Source organism: Clostridium sp. AF17-21AC (assembly GCF_003461365.1).
In the GTDB taxonomy this organism is placed as follows: Bacteria; Bacillota; Clostridia; order Lachnospirales; family Lachnospiraceae; genus Coprococcus; species Coprococcus ammoniilyticus.
Window position 1 is genome coordinate 22,273 of sequence record NZ_QTWY01000006.1, and the last position, 17,652, is coordinate 39,924.

Consider the following 17,652-nt stretch of genomic DNA (forward strand, 5'->3'; position numbering starts at 1 on the left):
ATGTTGATGCCTAGTATTTTTGGAGAAAATTTATTTGATGATTTATTTGATGATTTTGCACGTCCTTATAAAGTGACAACAGGTTATACACAGCCTGCTAATATTATGAAGACAGATGTAAAAGAGACCGAAGGTTCATTTGAACTGGATATTGATATGCCCGGTTACAAGAAAGAAGATGTAAAGGCAGAGTTGAAGGATGGTTACCTGACCATCACAGGTACAACGAAGAAAGAAACAGGCGATCAGGACAAGAAAGGCAAATATGTCCGCCGTGAAAGATATTGTGGTTCTTGCAGCCGTAGCTTCTATGTTGGTAAGGCAGTTGAAAAGGAAGACATCAAGGCGAAATTTGAAGATGGTGTTTTAAAGATCAGCGTACCAAAGAAAGAAGAGAAGCCAAAGGTTGAGGAAAGCAAATATATCTCAATTGAAGGATAATTCTTTCACTTCCTGTATGAAAATTATTAAAGTAAATCATTTTGTCTCCTTCTGATAGAAATGTCAGATATGAATAATCATAAATGGGGCTGTTGCTTTACGAAAAATCATTCGTAGGGCAGCAGCCCTTTTTTTCGTGGCAGTGTATCCGCTTGATTTTGAGGAATATATGTGGGCAAATGGAATACAGCAGTCAACATTTGATTATTTAAAAGAATGTTATGATAATGCTTCAAGGGTTTCGGATACGGTTCATGAAACATTAAGCAAGCTCTTTTATAGTTATCTTGTAGTGGGTGGCATGCCTGAAAATGTGTTTGCTCAAAACCTTCGTGCCGGTGGCTTATAAAATGGAAGGCTCACAAGGAAATTGCTGGAATTAATAATGTATGCTATAATGAGTGCAACTAAAAAATACAAAGGGGAAAACCTATGCCAATAAGAATAATGGGAACCGGAAGCTTTTTACCGGAAAAAAATGTGTCAAATACAGACCTCGAGAAATATGTAGACACTTCGGACGAGTGGATCTCCAGTCGTACCGGAATTAAGAATAGAAGAATCGCGGTACATGAGACAACTGCAGGAATGGCAGCAGAGGCTGCAAAGAAAGCCTTGGAGATGGCAGGAAAAGAAGCAATCGATGTAGAACTGATCGTGCTTGCAACAGTAACACCGGATTATTATACACCGAGTGCCGCATGTCAGGTTCAGGCGGAACTTGGTGCAGACAATGCCATTGCATTTGATGTAAATGCCGCATGTTCAGGATTTGTATTTGCACTTAATGTGGCAAAAATGTACATCGAGACAGGCTTTGTTAAGAATGCACTGGTAATTGGTGCGGAGACATTATCCAAGATCCTCGACTGGAACGATCGTGGAACCTGCGTGTTGTTTGGAGATGGAGCAGGTGCAGCGTATCTGGAAGAATCCGACAAGGGAATTATCAGTGTAGTACAGGGATCGATCGGTAAGAAGGGAATGGTTCTGAACTGCGAGAGCAGACGTACTCACAATATATTTACGGAAGCTGGGATCGAACATGATTATCTGCATATGGATGGACAGGAAGTATACAAATTCGCAGTCAGACAGTGCCCGAAGTGCTTGCTCGAGGCACTGGAAAAGGCAGATATGACAGCCGATGATATTGATTATTTCGTTCTTCATCAGGCAAATGTCCGTATCATCGAATCAGTAGCAAAGCGGTTAAAAGCGCCGATCGAGAAGTTCCCGATGACACTCGGATATACCGGAAATATGAGTGCTGCCAGTGTACCTGTCATGCTCGACAGTCTGGTGCGTGATGGCGGCTTAAAACGTGGCGACAAGGTTGCAATGTCAGCATTTGGCGCCGGCTTAACCTATGGTGCGATCGTACTTGAGTGGTAGAAAATGTCTAAACGACGGTCACCTGTGCGATACCAGATTCGACCTTGTGCCAAGACTCCCTGCGGTTCCTATAAACTGCATATACCCGATTCGCAAATGTTCTCGTGCCAATTCGCCCGACGGCTCAGACAAGCACTCATATTTGCTGGTATATGCAATTCATAACGGAATCCTTGCTGATGTCTTGAGACAAGGGCGTTAGTTTTGTAAGTTATAAACAGCTACAGCCTTTTCTTCCTGTCATTCAGTTATCTTGGTTCTATACTTGTTATGAAGCAAACCTTTCCGAGCGCCGGTACTTAGGTTGCGTTTTCTGCAACCTTATGTACCGCTGCGTCGAGGAATAGAGCGAAAGCGTTTTGCGGAATAATAAGTATAGGATCGAGATGGCTGGAGACAGGGAGAAAAGGCTGTAGCTGTAGTTGTTTTATCGCTCATTAATAGGAACATACTCTTTGATCTCTGCAATGCTGGTGTAGGCAGGACGGATGATCTTGTAGGAATTAACAAGCTCTTCCATACGGTGTGCGCTCCAGCCGACTACTCGTGCGATTGCAAATAACGGAGTAAACATCTCAGCAGGAATCTTTAACATTTTGTAGAGAAGTCCGCTGTAATAATCAATATTGATACAAACACCTTTGTAAATCTTACGTTCTTCGGCAATGATCTTAGGTGCAATGCGCTCGATCATCTCATAAAGCGCATATTCTTCGTCCATACCCTTTTCGGCTGCCAGAAGCTTTACATATTTTTTGAATTCCAGAGCACGGGGATCGGATATGGAATAGAATGGATGCCCCATACCATATACGATACCGGTTTTGTCATATGCTTCCCGGTTGACAATCTTACGGATATACTCGCCAACTTCTTCCTCATCTGTGATATCTGATACATTGTCACGGATATTTTTCATCATACCCATAACCTGATAGTCGCCGCCACCGTTTAAAGGTCCCTTTAAGGAACAGAGGGCAGCAGCCATTGTTGCATATGTATCGGAACCGGAAGAGGTTACAACACGTGTTGTAAAGGTTGAGTTGCTTCCGCCACCGTGTTCCATATGAAGTACCAGTGCCAGATCCAGTACACGGGCTTCCAGACGGGTGTATTTCCGATTGGAACGTAGGGTACTTAATATATTTTCGGCAAATGACAATTCAGGAAGCGGCTTATGGATATAACAACTCTTGCCAAGCTCGTAATGGCGGTATCCCTGATAGGAATAAACAGCCAGACGAGGGAACATACTGATCAACTGGATACACTGCTGTAATACATTTTCCAGAGAGTTGTCACCCATCTTTTTATCGTATGAACCAAGAGCCAGTGTACTCTTTGTCATATTTGCAATAATATCGGCAGTCGGACTCTTCATGATCACATCCTGAATGAAATGATGCGGCAGATCATAACTGATATTTAAAACCTGCTTGAAGTTCTGAAGCTCCTTTTCATCCGGCAAAACGCCGAATAACAAGAGATATGTACATTCCTCAAAACCAAAACGATTATCCAGGAAAAATCCTTTGATCAGATCATGAATTTCGTAGCCACGATAGTAGAGCTCTCCGGCACATGGAACACGATTGCCTTTTTCATCTGTTGTAAATGATTTACTAAGAGAGACATTCGTGATTCCGGCATTGATACCGATACCATTTAAATCACGGAGACTACGTTTTACACCATATTTTTCATATAAGGCATCATCAATGCTGTTGTTTTTGATACACATATCCAGATGGCTCTTTGTGAAAGGGCCGATATTATTAATTGACATTTCAATTTCCTCCTGTGAATAGGATAATACTAAAAGTCATTATCGCATTTTTTTATAGAGAATGCAATGAAATAATTGTAGCATGGCAGCACATGCTTTGGTATAATTAGTATGGTTACAAAAAAGGAGAGTGTATAAAACGGAGGATATACATGAGAAAAGGGAGATTGGCGGTTGTTACAGTCTTTGGAAGCCTTGCAGTTGGGCTTGCTGCCTGTACGGTATTGTCAGGCAGAGTTTATAATAGCGTGTTGTACGATATTGTTCCATGGCTTGTTACGGGGATGGTCTGTGTAATACCGACGGTATTGTGCGGAAAACTGGAAACACCAAGACTTAGCAAATGCAGAAACGGTTGTATGCAGCTATTTGTATTCTGTGTATCCACAGTGCTTACAATTATATATACCGTTTTATGTATGGCAAAAGTTCTTCCGGCTGAATATATACCGACAAATGGGAAAATGTGGGTATTTCATATATTGACAGCGATTCTTGTGGAAGCAGTTGTGTTCTGGAATGGAATGATCCGGATATATCTGACGTCAGAACAGCTTGGTATCAAATGGAGAGGGATCGGAGCTGTATGTGGCATGATACCGGTTGTAAATCTGGTCGTACTTGGGAAGATACTTCGCTTGACGATAGGAGAGGTTTCATTTGAAAATGATAAGGTTCGATTGAATCGGGAACGGAATAAAGAGCAGATCTGCAAAACAAAATACCCGATTCTGCTGGTGCATGGTATCTTCTTCCGGGATTTCAAATTGTTAAATTACTGGGGAAGAATTCCAAAGGAACTGGAGACAAATGGTGCAGTTCTTTTTTATGGCAATCACCAGTCGGCAGCATCGGTTCCGGCATGTGCACAGGAGCTGGATGCAAGAATCCGGGAGATCGTAGCTGAAACGGGCTGTGAAAAAGTAAATGTGATCGCACATTCAAAAGGTGGTCTGGATATGCGCTATGCCTTATCAGAACTTGGTACAGATCGGTATGTTGCATCACTAACAACGATAAATACACCGCACCGGGGATGTGAATTTGCAGATTATCTGTTAAATATTGTTCCGGAAAAAGAGCAGCAGAGCGTGGCAAAAGCGTATAATGCAGTATTTAAAAAATTGGGCGATGATTCGCCGGATTTTCTGTTGGGAGTAAAAGATCTGACAGCTTCGGCATGTAAAGCCCTAAATGATAAATTACATGATGCACAGGGCGTGTTATATCAGAGCGTTGGTTCGAGGCAGAATGTGGCAGGAAATGGCAGATTTCCGCTGAATTATACATATCGATTGGTAAAATATTTTGATGGAGCAAATGATGGACTGGTAGGCGAAAAATCATTCCCATGGGGAGCAGATTTCAAATACCTGACAGTGGAGGGGAAGCGCGGAATCTCGCATGGAGATGTGATCGATCTAAACCGGGAAAATATTCCGGGATTTGATGTCCGGGAATTTTATGTGAAGCTGGTTCATGATTTAAAAACAAAGGGATATTGATATATAAAAGAAAAGGAGCAGGTAATAAAATGGGTGAGGAAAATAAAAATGTAAAGAAGCCCGCAGTATCAAATGCAGTAGTGAAGAAAAGATCGGCGGGAACTGGAACAAAGAGCACTGGCGGCACACGTCCGGGTAACGGGACAAAAAGCACTGGCAGTACACGTCCGGGTAGTGGTACAGGTGCTGGTAGTGCGCATTCAAATAGAACAGGCAGTGGTGTAAAAAATATCGCAGCCAGAAGCAATGGAGGCAGCGCAAGAAACACCAGCGCACATTCAGGTAACGGAACAAAGAGTGCCAACACTGGCAGCGTACGTTCAAACAATACATCAGGAAGAAAGACACAGCCACAAAAAAGAAGACGCAGGAGAATAACGGCAAATCAGTTTACATTGCTGCTTGCAGTTGTTGTAGGCATTATTCTGCTTTTTATGGTAAATGGCATTATGCGTGGCCGCTATCTCAAGGTAAAGCAGATTTCAAGCGAATATGTATTGGGTTCGAAATTTGATATCACGGCATATGTAGAGCCGGTGAACAGTAAGGCGGTTGTTACCTGCGATACAGCGGATTTTGCACCGGAGAAGATTGGTTCCTATAAAGTGAGCTATATAGTAAAATGCGGAAAGCTGAAAAAGAAGAAAAAACTTACGCTTGAAGTAGTTGACAGAGATTTCCCGGAAATTATCGGACCGGATAATCTGGGCGTTTTCATAAATGAGCAGGTCGATCTGCTGGATTACTATTCAGTAGAGGATTCACAGCCGGATCTGACCAATGAACTTACGATCAACCGTCAGATCGATACAACAAAGACCGGAGATCTGGACTGTACACTTCGTGTTACAGACTGGAGCAATAATTCATCATCAAAGGATATTACAGTTACCGTATATGGCTTTGAAGGGGATATGAAGAATGCGGCGCTGGCAATCCGTGCATATAACCGGGATAAGGGATATGCGGTATCGGATAATGGAGTATATGTATACTATCCGGATAAAGATAAGAAAACAGCAAATGTATTGATCAATAACAGTATACTATATGAAGTTTCTGATGATTGCAGCAGTAAGGAAATGGATGAAAATGATGAACTGGTTCAGACGATCATAAACGAAGGAACCTGGATATCCATTGATAATCTGGGTGATTTTAATTATTTAAAATAAACACTTTCGGGTGTAGCTTGCTGGCTGATATCAGATCAGAAATTGGGAGGATGTCATTATGGATAATACGGAAATTTTCCTTGATAAATACAAGGAGCTGGAAAATGCAGCAATCAATGAATTCAAACTTCCGCCGGATGGTTCGGCGGTTGCCAAGCTGGAAAAACGGAGTGAATTCAAGGATATCCGGTTTGAACTGAATTATTGCAGAGAAGTGAGAAATCTGCTGCAGCATAATCAACGGCTGGATGAGGAATTTGCTGTACAGCCGGGCAAGAAGATGATCGAGCTTCTGGAAATGGTGCTGGATCGTATTAAGAATCCGGTGCGGTGTATGGATATTGCAGTACCCTTTAATAATCTGGTATGGCGTTCGTTGGATGATCCGGTTATGCCGGTTATCCGGATCATGAATGACAGAAATATTTCTCATGTGCCAATCCTGAAAGATAAAAGGGTAGTGGGAGATTTCAGTGACAACTGTATTTTTCCGTATTTATTGGGAGACACAAATTGTCATATTGATGAGAAAACCCGGTTTCGGGATCTTCAGGAATATATTGAGCTGGAGAAACATCCGTCTGAACGTTTCCGCTTTGTTGCATATGATGAAAAAGTTATGAATGTTAAGAAATACTATGAAGAAAGCAGAAGAGATCATGAAAGGATTGGCCTGATCTTTTTAACAGAGACAGGACACCCGGATGAACGCCTGTTGGGAATCCTGACCTCCTGGCTGATCATAGGAAATTAATAAGAAAAAAAGTGGAACTGTACCTTTGTTATCATAGGTATAGTTCCACTTTTTTATTATGACAGTGGTGGACGACGAAGTTCCTCATCCAGTTCGGAATGATCGATCGTTACGGTCTTTGTATTCTTAATCTTTTCGACACGTCTTGCTTTCCGTCTTTTGTGAATCCGTTTAACCAAAGTGACGATCAGGATTATGATAACACCAAGGCTGATCAGGACAACGGACACACCGTATTTATCCAGTATTTTATCGAAAAAATTGTAATTGTCTTCCTGCCAGATGTTTTCAGCTTCCAGTGTAGACTGGATGCTGTCGATACTGTGAGCCGTACCGGTACAGGTTGGAATACCAGGCAGCCAGTCAGATGCAGGATTCAGATCGGATGCTTCATCACTGGTAATGTTAAAATAATCATAGATCAGAACATTTTTGCCGGAGGTTGTTTCCGGATGATCATACGCAAGATCTACAATATACCAGCCATCATCCAGATAAACCATGTTCCATGCATGTGAATTATAGGTAGAATCATCGTTTTCTTTGGTATTTCCTTCTACATAAATACATTTTACACCGGTGGCATCCATAACTGCCTTGAATGCTTTGGCATATCCAAATGAAGTTGCTGTCTTATGCTTTGCGTTGAAAATACCATCTACTGTATAGGACCAGCTTAATCCGGAATGTGAGTTTTCATTGCTGACCTGGAAGTAAGTATCTTCAATGATCGCATTATGGATCAGATATTCCTTCTGGTAATCAGGAAGATCTTTTTCCAGATTGCCAGCAAGATTTGATACGGAGATATCAATGTTATTCTTAATGACCTGTCTGGAACTTCCATTTGCATAATCATTATAACAGACAATCTCGACATTATAGCATACAGCACCGCCATCTAAAGACTTGGTACTGTAATTAAAGGAAGGAGACATCCAGAAGTATGTAGGATTATCTGCCAGAAAGGCATTGATAACTGCCTGCATACCTGTCGGACCGATAACTTCCCATGTTTTGCTTGTAACATTGATCGAAAATGCTTTATAGTAGCTGTTTTCGGTATTCGCATTTTCGTATTCCGCATTCTGGTTTGAATTGTGAAATGCATCTGCTGCTTCTTTTAACTGGTTATAAGCATCCCGGTAAGCATCGTTATCGAAATTGTTATAATAGTATAAAGAAGTATCGATGGTAGCTGCGGCAGACTTTTTATCTTTTGCATCTTTGTCTGCGGTATCCTCTGCGGCGAGGACTGTCATACTTGAAAAAGTAAAAATAGCAGCTATTATAAATAATAGTAGTTTTTTCCTCATAATTACGCACCCCAGTTTCTTTTCTATATCAGAAAAGTTATAAAATTATACTTTCTTAATAATATCACAATATGGAAAGTATTGCCAGTCAAAAACTCTTTTCTGTAGGCATGAACAATATATTATGGGATAGGACTTGCAAATTGGAAATAATATGTGTAATATTTACTGAAAACAGGCAATTAATTTGGGAAAATGATAAGAAGGAGGTTGCTTATGGGAGCAGCGAGTTGTGATTTGTGCGCACACTATGTGTATGATGAAGAAGATGATTTTTCGGAATGCATGGTGAATATGGATGAAGATGATTATGCCAGATTTATAACGAGCTCATATGAAAGCTGTCCATATTTTCAGTTAGATGATGAGTATAAAGTAGTGAGGAAACAGATGTAAGCCTGTCTCCTCATTTTCTTATTTATTATGATTATACCTATTTTTTAAAGGATTCCAGAAGATCTGTAAGGTAAACATACCGTTCCATCAGATGTTCCAGCTTCAGTTCGGCATTTTCCTTTTCTGCCATCAGGTGATTCAGCTTTGTAAAATCTGTTGTGGAAGCTGCGATTTCCCTGTCCAGTCCATCAATGGTTTCTTCACAGGCAGCAATGTCGTCTTCAATGGTATCGTATTCACGCTGTTCATTAAAAGTGAATTTGGTTTTTGCACGTTTCGGTGCGGTATCCTTTTCTACTGTTTCTGATTTTGAAATATCTGCTGCAGGTTTTCCCTTGGAAGCCGGAGCAGGCTTTGCAGAACCGGAACCGGACTTTACAGAATTTGCAAATGTTCCATATTCCAGATAATAGTCGGTATAGCTTCCTTCAAACTGCCTGATCTGTCCATAGCCGTCATAGACAAACAGCCGTTTTACAACACGGTCAAGGAAATACCGGTCGTGGGAAACTACGATCAGAATGCCCTGAAAGGTATCCAGATAATCTTCCAGAATACAGAGTGTTGATATATCCAGATCATTGGTTGGTTCATCCAGGATCAGAACATTCGGCGAGCCGGCAAGGATCTTAAGCAGATACAGGCGGCGCTTTTCCCCGCCGGACAGCTTGCCGATCCGTTGGTGCTGCAGGGTGGAGTCAAACAGGAATTCCTCACAAAGGGTAGATGCCGACATATATCCATCGACGGTTCGGATATATTCTGCGGTTTCCTTCACATAGTCCAGTACAATCTTGTTATCGTCCAGCATTTCATTTTCCTGTGAGAAATATCCGATATTTACGGTTTCACCGATCTCTATGATACCGGAGTCGGGTTCCAGCTTGCCGGTGATCAGCTTCATAAGGGTTGATTTACCACAGCCATTTGGTCCGGTAATACCGATTCTGTCATTACGCAGAAAATTATAAGAGAAGTTCTCGATGAGTGGGTGAGTAAGTCCCGGAAAGCTTTTTGAAATATTATGAAGTTCTATCGTTTTATTTCCAAGTCTGCTGGCAATTGAGCTGAGATTTACTGTCTTATCAGCTTCCATCATTTCTTCGGCTGCAAGGGCTTCATAGCGCTTGATATGAGCCTTTTGTTTGGTGCTTCTTGCGCGCGCACCACGGCGGATCCATGCGATCTCTTTCCGGAGAATATTCTGGTGCTTGCGTTCGGTGGCAAGCGCAATATTTTCACGTTCGGCTTTCAACATGAGATAGCCTTCATAATTGGCATCATAGTTGTAGATGTATCCTTTGTCGATCTCAACGATCCGGTTTGTTACACGATCGAGAAAATAACGGTCATGTGTGACCATGACCAGTGCACCCCTGTAGTTGTTCAGATAGTCCTCTAGATATTCGGTCATATCATTATCCAGATGGTTAGTTGGTTCATCAAGAACCAGAATATCACAGCTTGAAAGAAGGGCAGCGGCAAGGGCTACCTTTTTCTTCTGACCGCCGGACAGACTGGAAACCGAGATGCTGGTATCTGTGAATCCAAGCTTATCCAGAAGTGCCCGTGCATCTCCTTCAATGCTCCACTTGTTTTCTTCTGTGCTGTTTGCCGTGATAACATGTTCGTAGATTGTTTCATCATCATGGAAAGTCGGACTCTGTGGAAGATAATTGACAACAACATTATTGCCTTTCACGATCAATCCGGCATCGCAGGTATCGATACCGGCGATCATTTTTAACAAGGAGGATTTCCCCGTGCCATTTATACCAATCACACCAATCTTATCACCGGTGTTGACAGAAAAATCGGCTCCCTGAAAGAGAACCTTGTCTGTATAGGCTTTATGAATATTTTTCATTGTTAATAAGTTCATTTGTGTTCCTCAAATCATTATTCAAATTTACTTATCCATTTTATGATGGTTTTCCAGCTACGTCAATAACCCTTTTCCTTACAATGAAAAAAGGATACCCGGTAATCATGACCGGATATCCTTTTTTACGACTGCTCTTATAGCTTCTGTTTGTCGTATATTCCTTTTATTAAATATAAGTTGCCTTATGCGACTGCTGGTTCAGCAATGAAAGGCTTCAGTGTTGACATGTATGAATCGGAAATACCATCATAGAATTTTACGGTTAATTCATCTCTCAGATCGAGACTGATAACACCAAGAATAGATTTTGCATCTACCATATAGTTTTTGTTTGTAGCTGATATATCGACATCGCCATGATATCCTCTCATTACATCTACAAACTGTTTTACTTCATCAACGCTGCTTAATTTTACTTTAATGTCAGTTGATTTAGCCATAAAACTCGCCTCCTTGATTTGTTGAACAATTTATAATCCTTTTTTTTGCTAAAGTCAAATTATGAAAGTGTGAACAAAAAGCAAAATTATTACCAATTTCTAAAATTTTTTAAAATAAATAGAAATTTCAGCTTAAAGGAATTCAAAAATCGGCATTTTTTAGTTAAGGATATTCATTTATATGTAGTAAAACTGTAATGGTGTTACAAATTGCTATGAAAAATTTGTACAAAATAGGAGAAATTGGTGATTTTGGTGTATATTTTCGGTATAATACAGGTAAATAGCAGTTGATATGTATCTGCTTTTGTACAAATAGCTGTAAAAAAACAGGGATTGACCGGAACAAAAGCAGACAGAAACGGAGGTGGCAGTATGATCTATCAGGAAGAATCAGGACGGGAATATCACATAAAGACAGGGAAGAACGAGATCGGAAAATATGTAATCCTGCCGGGGGATCCGAAGCGGTCAGCGAAGATCGCAGCTTATCTGGATGATGCAAAGCTGGTTGCGGACAACCGGGAATTCGTGACATATACCGGATATCTGGAGGGCGAGAAGGTCAGTGTAACATCGACCGGTATCGGCGGACCATCAGCAGCGATTGCATTGGAGGAACTGGTGCATTGTGGCGCAGATACATTTATAAGGGTTGGAACCTGTGGCGCGATGCAGTTAGATATCATGGGAGGGGATATCGTGGTGGCAACCGGTGCTGTCCGGATGGAGGGTACATCAAAGGAATATGCTCCGATCGAATATCCGGCTGTTGCAAGCTATCCGGTCATTCAGGCACTGACAAAAGCCTGCGAGACGACGGGAGTCCGATACCATACCGGAGTTGTTCAGAGCAAGGATTCCTTCTATGGACAGCATGAACCGGGAACCAAGCCGGTGTCCTATGAACTGGAAGCCAAATGGGAGGCATGGAAGCGGATGGGCTGTCTGGCGTCCGAGATGGAGTCCGCGGCGTTATTTATCGTAGGTGCTTATCTGGGCGTGAAGGTCGGAGCCTGTTATCTGGTGGTTGGAAATCAGGAGCGGAAGGCAGCAGGGCTTGAGAATCCACTGGCATACGATACGGACATGGCAGTAAAGACCGCAGTTGAGGCAGTCCGGCAGATGATTTTGGATGCGGGGAAAGAATAAAAGCTATTAATATAGTAAGAAGTTATTGAAAAAAAGTGTTAAAACATATACAATGTTAATAACAGTATTTGGTAAATATTAACAAAAAGAACCTGACGATATAATATGTCGGGTTCTAAAATATCAGATAGGAGGTCAGTAATGGACAGAAAGGATTTGGAAGCAAAGGTTTTACAGGCTGTAGCTTGTGTTATGCCGGAGATCGACATCAGCAAGCTTGACATGACAGCCGAGTTGACAAAAGAATATGGGGTTAATTCTGTATCAATTATTCAGTTGATCGTAGAGCTTGAAAATGATTTCAATATTGAATTTCAGGATTCAGAACTTGCATTGGGCTTGTATTATGATATGAATGATGTGGTTGCCGCTGTTGCAGCCAAGTTGAATTAAAGAAGACAAGGGAGGTATAATCATGAGCAATAAAAAGATATTGCCAGTCAGCTACCCGATGATTACATCATGGCAGTGGCATGCAACATTATTCTCAATTCTGGGGGATGACGAAAAAGCTAAGAACTGGATCTTCAGCAATTACATCCAGCTTAGATGTTATAATATTGAGGAGATTTTCACAGGAGATGAGATGCTTCTGGCAGATATGATGCCGGGAAGCAGTTCTTTGAAGGAGTGTCCATATCTTCTGTTCTCACTGATGACAAAAGAGCAGGTAGAGAGCTACTGTGGAGATATCATTAACTTCATTATTAAAACGATCGACCTGAACGGATATGTCTATGGTGTATTTGACGAGGCAAAGATCCTGTGCGATTCCGGTGCAGATTACAAATTCCCACATGAGTTATTTATTTTTGGCTATGATAAGGATAAGGAAGAATTCCATGTTGGTGATTTCACATTTGGTGAGCATTATTCTTATTCAACTGTATCTTTTGAGGATGTTAAGCGGGGTTACGATATCATAACAGCATCCGAAGATCATATGTTTAAGGATGATTATAAAGGCAGACGTGGTTTATATGTGATCCAGAAGAATACCGCTGAGATGTATTATGATCTGGATGTGGCATATATCAAGGATACATTGGTTGAATATCTGGAAGCAAAGGATTCCAAGAATCATTTCCGTATGATGAGAAACCGTTTCTCAGATACAGTATTCGGTGTAAATGTATACGATGCAGTATATAAGCAGATCGAAAAGCAGCTTTCAGGAGATGAACCTGATTTTGATATCCGTGCACTTCACCTGTTATACGATCATAAAGTTCTGATGAATGAACGTCTGAAGTATATGATGGCAAAAGGTGTGCTGGCTTATGATAATGAGATTCTTGACGAGTACATGGAGGTTGTCAACAATATGCTGACAGCAAGAAACCTTCTGATCAAGACATCCATCACAGGAAATGTGAACTGCCTTGATCGTTTTGAGAAGTATATCATGACCGCAAAGGCCAAAGAGATTGAAGTCCTCAACAAGGTTGTCGAGAGACTTTAAAGTAGCAGACGAAAACACCACGGTGTATGGTCAAGTGACGAATTCGGGCCGGGCTTATATCTATTATTACGCAAAACGCTTTCGCTCTATTCCTCGGCGTAGCGGTACATAAGGCTGCGCAAGACGCAGCCTAAGTACCGACGCTCGGAAAGGTTTGCTTCATAATAGTATAAGCCCGGCCCGAGTTCTGTTCCTTGAATATATACCGTGGTGTTTTCTGTTTGAGGAAGAACCAAAGACAGAAAAATATAGCCGGCTGTTCTGCAACAGATATTTTCATGAAGCAAGCCTGTTCGAATGTCGGTTCTTAGCGATCCACGGAAGTGGGAGCTTAGTACCGCTACATGAGAATAGAGCGAGAGCGTCTTGCGGAATGAAAAGTATCTGTGCCGGACAGCCGGCTATATTTTTCGTCCGGTTACTTTACAATATGGATCTCTGAAGGCTGATAGTAAAAGCTGTCGGTTGCGATATAGCGGTTGTGGTAGTCAGGATCTGTGGTTTCTGCGTCATCATCTGTATGGGTAAGGACGTCGTAGGAAACAGTGCCTTTGGTGGACACTTCTTTTATGAGCAGATAGGAAGCACCTTTTAAGGATATCGGTTCATCGGTGAGGGTGGCTGCTTTTTGTGTGTCGCTCCAAAGTATGGTATTGTCATCGGACATACCATAGAAGGTGTAGCTGTCTACAGGATCTGAAATGGATCGTACCGTAAGGGAGATCGTATTCGTTGTAGTGGCATTGGAATCGATGCCTGATTCTGTGTAGCTTTCAGAGAAGGTTTGAGTCGTTGATTCGCCTTCGTTCATGATTGAAACAGGAGAGCCGGGTGTTATAAAGAGATCACCATTTTCTTTCTGATAGATTAGATTCAGATAGATATAATAAAGATCTGAATCTGTGGAATAATCTGTTTTGTCCGGATCAACATAGAGAGTGCCGGAAAGGGATAAGGAAGCTTCTGTGGTACCATCAGGCGGATATATATAATTGCTTTGACCGGTTAGTGTATGGGATGAAGACTCATAGGAGGTAGTGCTCGTTCCATCGGAACCGGAAATGTTTATAGATGGTTCAGCCATCATATCGGAACAGAACGAATAATAGAAACCTCCTTCTTCTTCGGATACATCAACTTTAATTGCAGCAAGATAGCAGCCGGAGATATCGGGATTATCCGGTTTGAAAGTATCTGTTTTCTGATCATATGTGCAGGAAATCGGTTCTTCCTGATCATCCAGAGGTGTTGCTGTACAATAGATACCAATCAGATGCCTGGTAACTGCAGATGGGGTATTTTCTTTCTTTGCAAGCTGACAGCCGGAAAGGACAGTCAGACCTAAAATGGTCAGTATACTTATAGATAAAAATTTCTTCATGCTTCTTCCTCCTCATCAAGATTTCCGTCAAATGACAGAATATCGCCTACATCACAGTGCAGGTAGTAACATATTTTATTGATGGTTGTAAATCGGACACCTTTTGCTTTTCCGCTTCGCAAAATGGAAAGATTTGCTTCGGTTATGCCGATCTTTTTGCATAATTCTTTAGAAGTCATATTATTTTCTTTTAAGACTTTTTCCAGATTGATCTTAATTGCCATATGAAACCTCCGTGTTAAATGAATGCTTCATTTTCTTCTTCCAGCGTGTGTGCTGTCTCGAATTTCTTTGCAAGGATAAATGCCGTTACGGTCAGAAGTATCTCTATAATAGGAAGAGATACGGTAAAGGTCGTATCTGAAAGTGACGGAAGCATAAGAAGCTGCAGGATATTTCGAACAACTTCAAGTACTGCCGTAATGCAGAGAACTCTTACACACAGATGGGAGAGTGCCCCTGCATCCTGGATCGTCTGATCGGTGAAATGATTGTCTTTCAGAGAACGACACAGCCGGAAGGATGCGATCAATACCCAGATGAATAACAGGGATGGAACCAGGTCGCAGAGGAGTAACGGAATGCGGTCAGGCTGAAATGATCTCATGCTGCCATTATCAAGCATAACAGCACCATCTTCTGATGATATGATCCGGGAATACAGGTCAGGACCTGTTTGATTTGCAGAAGCCCATAGTTTTGGAAGCTTTATGAAACAGATATTAATGATTGATATGATCATTACAAGAATGATGAAAACCTGTGCGATCTTTGCCAGATTGATCTCATTTGCATACCGGATTATGGCAAGAACCCGGAGAATGATGTAACAGATAAAGATGGACCACAGGGTTGTCGATATTGCCAGATTGATCATAGGTATCGAATAACGAAAATAGGGGGTCATAAGCCCCGGATTTATCATCAGGTAAATGCCGATAAAGAGGGCAGCAGAGCATACGAGTAACAGATAGTCTGCACGGATCTTCTTTTTCCTCAGACAAAGAAGCAGAAATGCGATTGCCGGGAGACAGCAGATAATGATATAAAGTATGACCGCGATACAGTTACCGGAGTTTCCGGATAATGAAAGCTTTCGAAGCCATACTGCGATCCATTCAAACGGAGTTGTAAAAATCTGATTCATGGTTATATCCTTTCTGATAGCTGATTTTATCTAAAAATTATCGAAAAACAATAATTACAGTTTCAAAATATCATTAAAATTATCGTTTGTCAATAATTTCTATGGATTGCGAGCTTGATTCATTTATGCAGGTCTAATATAATAGAAATTGCCGTGTTCAGATTTCGTATCATTTGATTGAAGGATAAAATGATCGTTGGCATTTCGGCACCGGCATAAGGGAAAATGGGAGAGCAATATTCTCAGTGACGATATATAAATGTTTGTGAGGCAGAGATATGATTTATTCTTATCCGGATTATTATAAAAAGTTTAGATGTATAGCGGACAAATGCCCGGACACTTGCTGTTCTGACTGGCAGATCGTGATCGATGATGAATCACTGGAAAAATATCGGAATTACGCAGGAGAATACAGGCAGACACTTCACCGGAATATACAGTGGGAAGAAGGCGTATTCGGACATAACCGGAAGGGCAAATGTGCATTTTTGCGGGATGATGGACTGTGCGACATGTATAAGCATATGGGAAAAGACAGCTTATGCACGACCTGTCGGGAATATCCAAGACATACGGAAGAATTTGAAAATATAAGAGAGATTTCATTATCGCTTTCCTGCCCGGAGGTGGCAAGGATATTGATGCAGAAGACAGAACCGGTAACATTTGTCTGTGAAGAAGACGATGAGGAAGAAGTATTTGAGGATTATGATTATTTCCTGTTTTCCAATCTTGAGGATATCCGGGAGGAGATTTTGAAGATTACCCAGAACCGGGAAGAAAGTCTGAAAGCAAGGATCAGAAAGGTATTGCAGATCGGTGCTTCCGCACAGAGACATTATGAAGAAGGGGATCTGATCGACTGGGATGAATGTGAGGATACAGATAAAGTCTGCGTGAAAGATGAATATGAACTGTTCCGGAAGCATATGAGATTCCTGTCAGAGGAGCTGGAGCTGTTATATCAGGACTGGGACGATGTGCTGGTGGAATCCGAAGTGCTTTTGTTTGATCTGGGGGAAGCCGGTTTCACAGCGAATAAGAAACGATTTCTGTCATGGTGGGGAAACAGCAGCCTGCCTTCACTTGAAATCGTGCTGGAGCAGATCGTTGTTTATTTTATCTCGATCTATTTGTTAGGTGCGGTCTATGATGGGAATATTCTTGGTAAAATAGATTCCGCGGTGGGTCATGTGACAGTAATCTTCCTGCTGCTTCTCGCCAGATGGATAAAGTGCAGTGAGAAGTTAGAGATGGCTGATCTGATCGAACTGGTGTACCGGTATTCCAGAGAGATCGAACATTCGGATGAGAATCTCGACCGGGTGGAAGAACTGGACTGGTTTATAAGAATATAATTTGAATTTCAGTGAACTCTATAGCATACTATAGGATAAGGTTGCTTACAGAGCGA

General features: G+C 41.5%; 18 protein-coding genes. 11 read left to right on the plus strand and 7 right to left on the minus strand.

Features of this window, described 5'->3' with window-relative positions:
• The 3 genes from DWW85_RS09690 to DWW85_RS09700 all read left to right on the plus strand — a co-directional run bounded on the left by DWW85_RS09690 (position 1) and on the right by DWW85_RS09700 (position 1,836).
• Positions 1 to 441 (plus strand): Hsp20/alpha crystallin family protein, encoded by a 441-nt coding sequence (locus DWW85_RS09690; RefSeq protein WP_008401623.1) that lies wholly within the window; start codon positions 1 to 3, stop codon positions 439 to 441.
• Between the two features lie 169 nt (positions 442 to 610).
• Positions 611 to 790, plus strand: coding sequence for a hypothetical protein (locus tag DWW85_RS09695; RefSeq protein WP_242996151.1), 180 nt, complete (start codon positions 611 to 613; stop codon positions 788 to 790).
• A gap of 83 nt (positions 791 to 873) precedes the next feature.
• On the plus strand, positions 874 to 1,836 hold the full coding sequence (locus tag DWW85_RS09700; protein ID WP_008401620.1) for a beta-ketoacyl-ACP synthase III: 963 nt from the start codon (positions 874 to 876) through the stop codon (positions 1,834 to 1,836).
• A 427-nt stretch (positions 1,837 to 2,263) separates the two neighbouring features.
• On the opposite strand, the gene DWW85_RS09705 is transcribed toward DWW85_RS09700, so the two are convergent.
• Positions 2,264 to 3,622, minus strand: a complete 1,359-nt coding sequence (locus tag DWW85_RS09705) for a citrate synthase (protein WP_117808509.1) — start codon at positions 3,620 to 3,622, stop codon at positions 2,264 to 2,266.
• A 152-nt stretch (positions 3,623 to 3,774) separates the two neighbouring features.
• Between DWW85_RS09705 and DWW85_RS09710 the strand changes: the two genes are divergently transcribed.
• The 3 genes from DWW85_RS09710 to DWW85_RS09720 are packed head-to-tail and all read left to right on the plus strand — an operon-like array spanning position 3,775 to position 7,056.
• Positions 3,775 to 5,127, plus strand: coding sequence for a triacylglycerol lipase (locus DWW85_RS09710; protein WP_117808510.1), 1,353 nt, complete (start codon positions 3,775 to 3,777; stop codon positions 5,125 to 5,127).
• 29 nt (positions 5,128 to 5,156) lie between these two features.
• Complete coding sequence (locus DWW85_RS09715; protein ID WP_117808511.1) at positions 5,157 to 6,302, plus strand: hypothetical protein; 1,146 nt, start codon at positions 5,157 to 5,159, stop codon at positions 6,300 to 6,302.
• Positions 6,303 to 6,360: 58 nt separating this feature from the next.
• Positions 6,361 to 7,056: a hypothetical protein gene (locus tag DWW85_RS09720; protein WP_021944463.1), complete on the plus strand. Its 696-nt coding sequence runs from the start codon at positions 6,361 to 6,363 to the stop codon at positions 7,054 to 7,056.
• A 56-nt stretch (positions 7,057 to 7,112) separates the two neighbouring features.
• On the opposite strand, the gene DWW85_RS09725 is transcribed toward DWW85_RS09720, so the two are convergent.
• Positions 7,113 to 8,372, minus strand: coding sequence for a transglutaminase domain-containing protein (locus DWW85_RS09725; protein WP_021944462.1), 1,260 nt, complete (start codon positions 8,370 to 8,372; stop codon positions 7,113 to 7,115).
• 216 nt (positions 8,373 to 8,588) lie between these two features.
• Between DWW85_RS09725 and DWW85_RS09730 the strand changes: the two genes are divergently transcribed.
• Positions 8,589 to 8,768 (plus strand): DUF6472 family protein, encoded by a 180-nt coding sequence (locus DWW85_RS09730; RefSeq protein WP_021944461.1) that lies wholly within the window; start codon positions 8,589 to 8,591, stop codon positions 8,766 to 8,768.
• Between the two features lie 37 nt (positions 8,769 to 8,805).
• Here the strand turns inward: DWW85_RS09730 and DWW85_RS09735 are convergent, their stop codons facing one another.
• Positions 8,806 to 10,650 carry an ABC-F family ATP-binding cassette domain-containing protein gene (locus tag DWW85_RS09735; RefSeq protein ID WP_117808512.1) on the minus strand — a complete coding sequence of 615 codons (1,845 nt, stop codon included), beginning with the start codon at positions 10,648 to 10,650 and terminating at the stop codon, positions 8,806 to 8,808.
• A gap of 185 nt (positions 10,651 to 10,835) precedes the next feature.
• Positions 10,836 to 11,093: an HPr family phosphocarrier protein gene (locus tag DWW85_RS09740; protein ID WP_008400539.1), complete on the minus strand. Its 258-nt coding sequence runs from the start codon at positions 11,091 to 11,093 to the stop codon at positions 10,836 to 10,838.
• Between the two features lie 375 nt (positions 11,094 to 11,468).
• On the opposite strand from DWW85_RS09740, the gene udp reads away from it, so the two are divergent.
• From udp to DWW85_RS09755, 3 genes are all read left to right on the plus strand, one after another.
• The gene (gene udp / locus DWW85_RS09745) at positions 11,469 to 12,245 is read left to right on the plus strand and encodes a uridine phosphorylase (protein ID WP_117808513.1); all 777 of its coding nucleotides are present in this window, start codon (positions 11,469 to 11,471) and stop codon (positions 12,243 to 12,245) included.
• A 141-nt stretch (positions 12,246 to 12,386) separates the two neighbouring features.
• Complete coding sequence (locus DWW85_RS09750) at positions 12,387 to 12,638, plus strand: acyl carrier protein (RefSeq protein WP_008400537.1); 252 nt, start codon at positions 12,387 to 12,389, stop codon at positions 12,636 to 12,638.
• A gap of 22 nt (positions 12,639 to 12,660) precedes the next feature.
• A complete protein-coding gene (locus tag DWW85_RS09755; RefSeq protein WP_117808514.1) occupies positions 12,661 to 13,707 on the plus strand; it encodes a hypothetical protein in 1,047 nt (348 codons plus the stop codon).
• A gap of 418 nt (positions 13,708 to 14,125) precedes the next feature.
• On the opposite strand, the gene DWW85_RS09760 is transcribed toward DWW85_RS09755, so the two are convergent.
• Genes DWW85_RS09760 through DWW85_RS09770 form a run of 3 tightly spaced genes read right to left on the minus strand, consistent with a single transcriptional unit; the run spans position 14,126 to position 16,235 of the window.
• The gene (locus DWW85_RS09760; RefSeq protein ID WP_117808515.1) at positions 14,126 to 15,088 is read right to left on the minus strand and encodes a hypothetical protein; all 963 of its coding nucleotides are present in this window, start codon (positions 15,086 to 15,088) and stop codon (positions 14,126 to 14,128) included.
• Positions 15,085 to 15,312, minus strand: a complete 228-nt coding sequence (locus DWW85_RS09765) for a helix-turn-helix transcriptional regulator (RefSeq protein WP_008400533.1) — start codon at positions 15,310 to 15,312, stop codon at positions 15,085 to 15,087. The genes DWW85_RS09760 and DWW85_RS09765 overlap by 4 nt, the downstream gene beginning before the upstream one ends.
• Positions 15,313 to 15,326: 14 nt before the next feature.
• Positions 15,327 to 16,235 (minus strand): DUF2975 domain-containing protein, encoded by a 909-nt coding sequence (locus DWW85_RS09770; protein WP_117808516.1) that lies wholly within the window; start codon positions 16,233 to 16,235, stop codon positions 15,327 to 15,329.
• Positions 16,236 to 16,513: 278 nt separating this feature from the next.
• Here DWW85_RS09770 and fliB point away from each other — a divergent pair, with 278 nt between their 5' ends.
• Positions 16,514 to 17,596 (plus strand): flagellin lysine-N-methylase, encoded by a 1,083-nt coding sequence (gene fliB / locus DWW85_RS09775; protein ID WP_021944454.1) that lies wholly within the window; start codon positions 16,514 to 16,516, stop codon positions 17,594 to 17,596.
• Positions 17,597 to 17,652 lie beyond the last annotated feature (56 nt).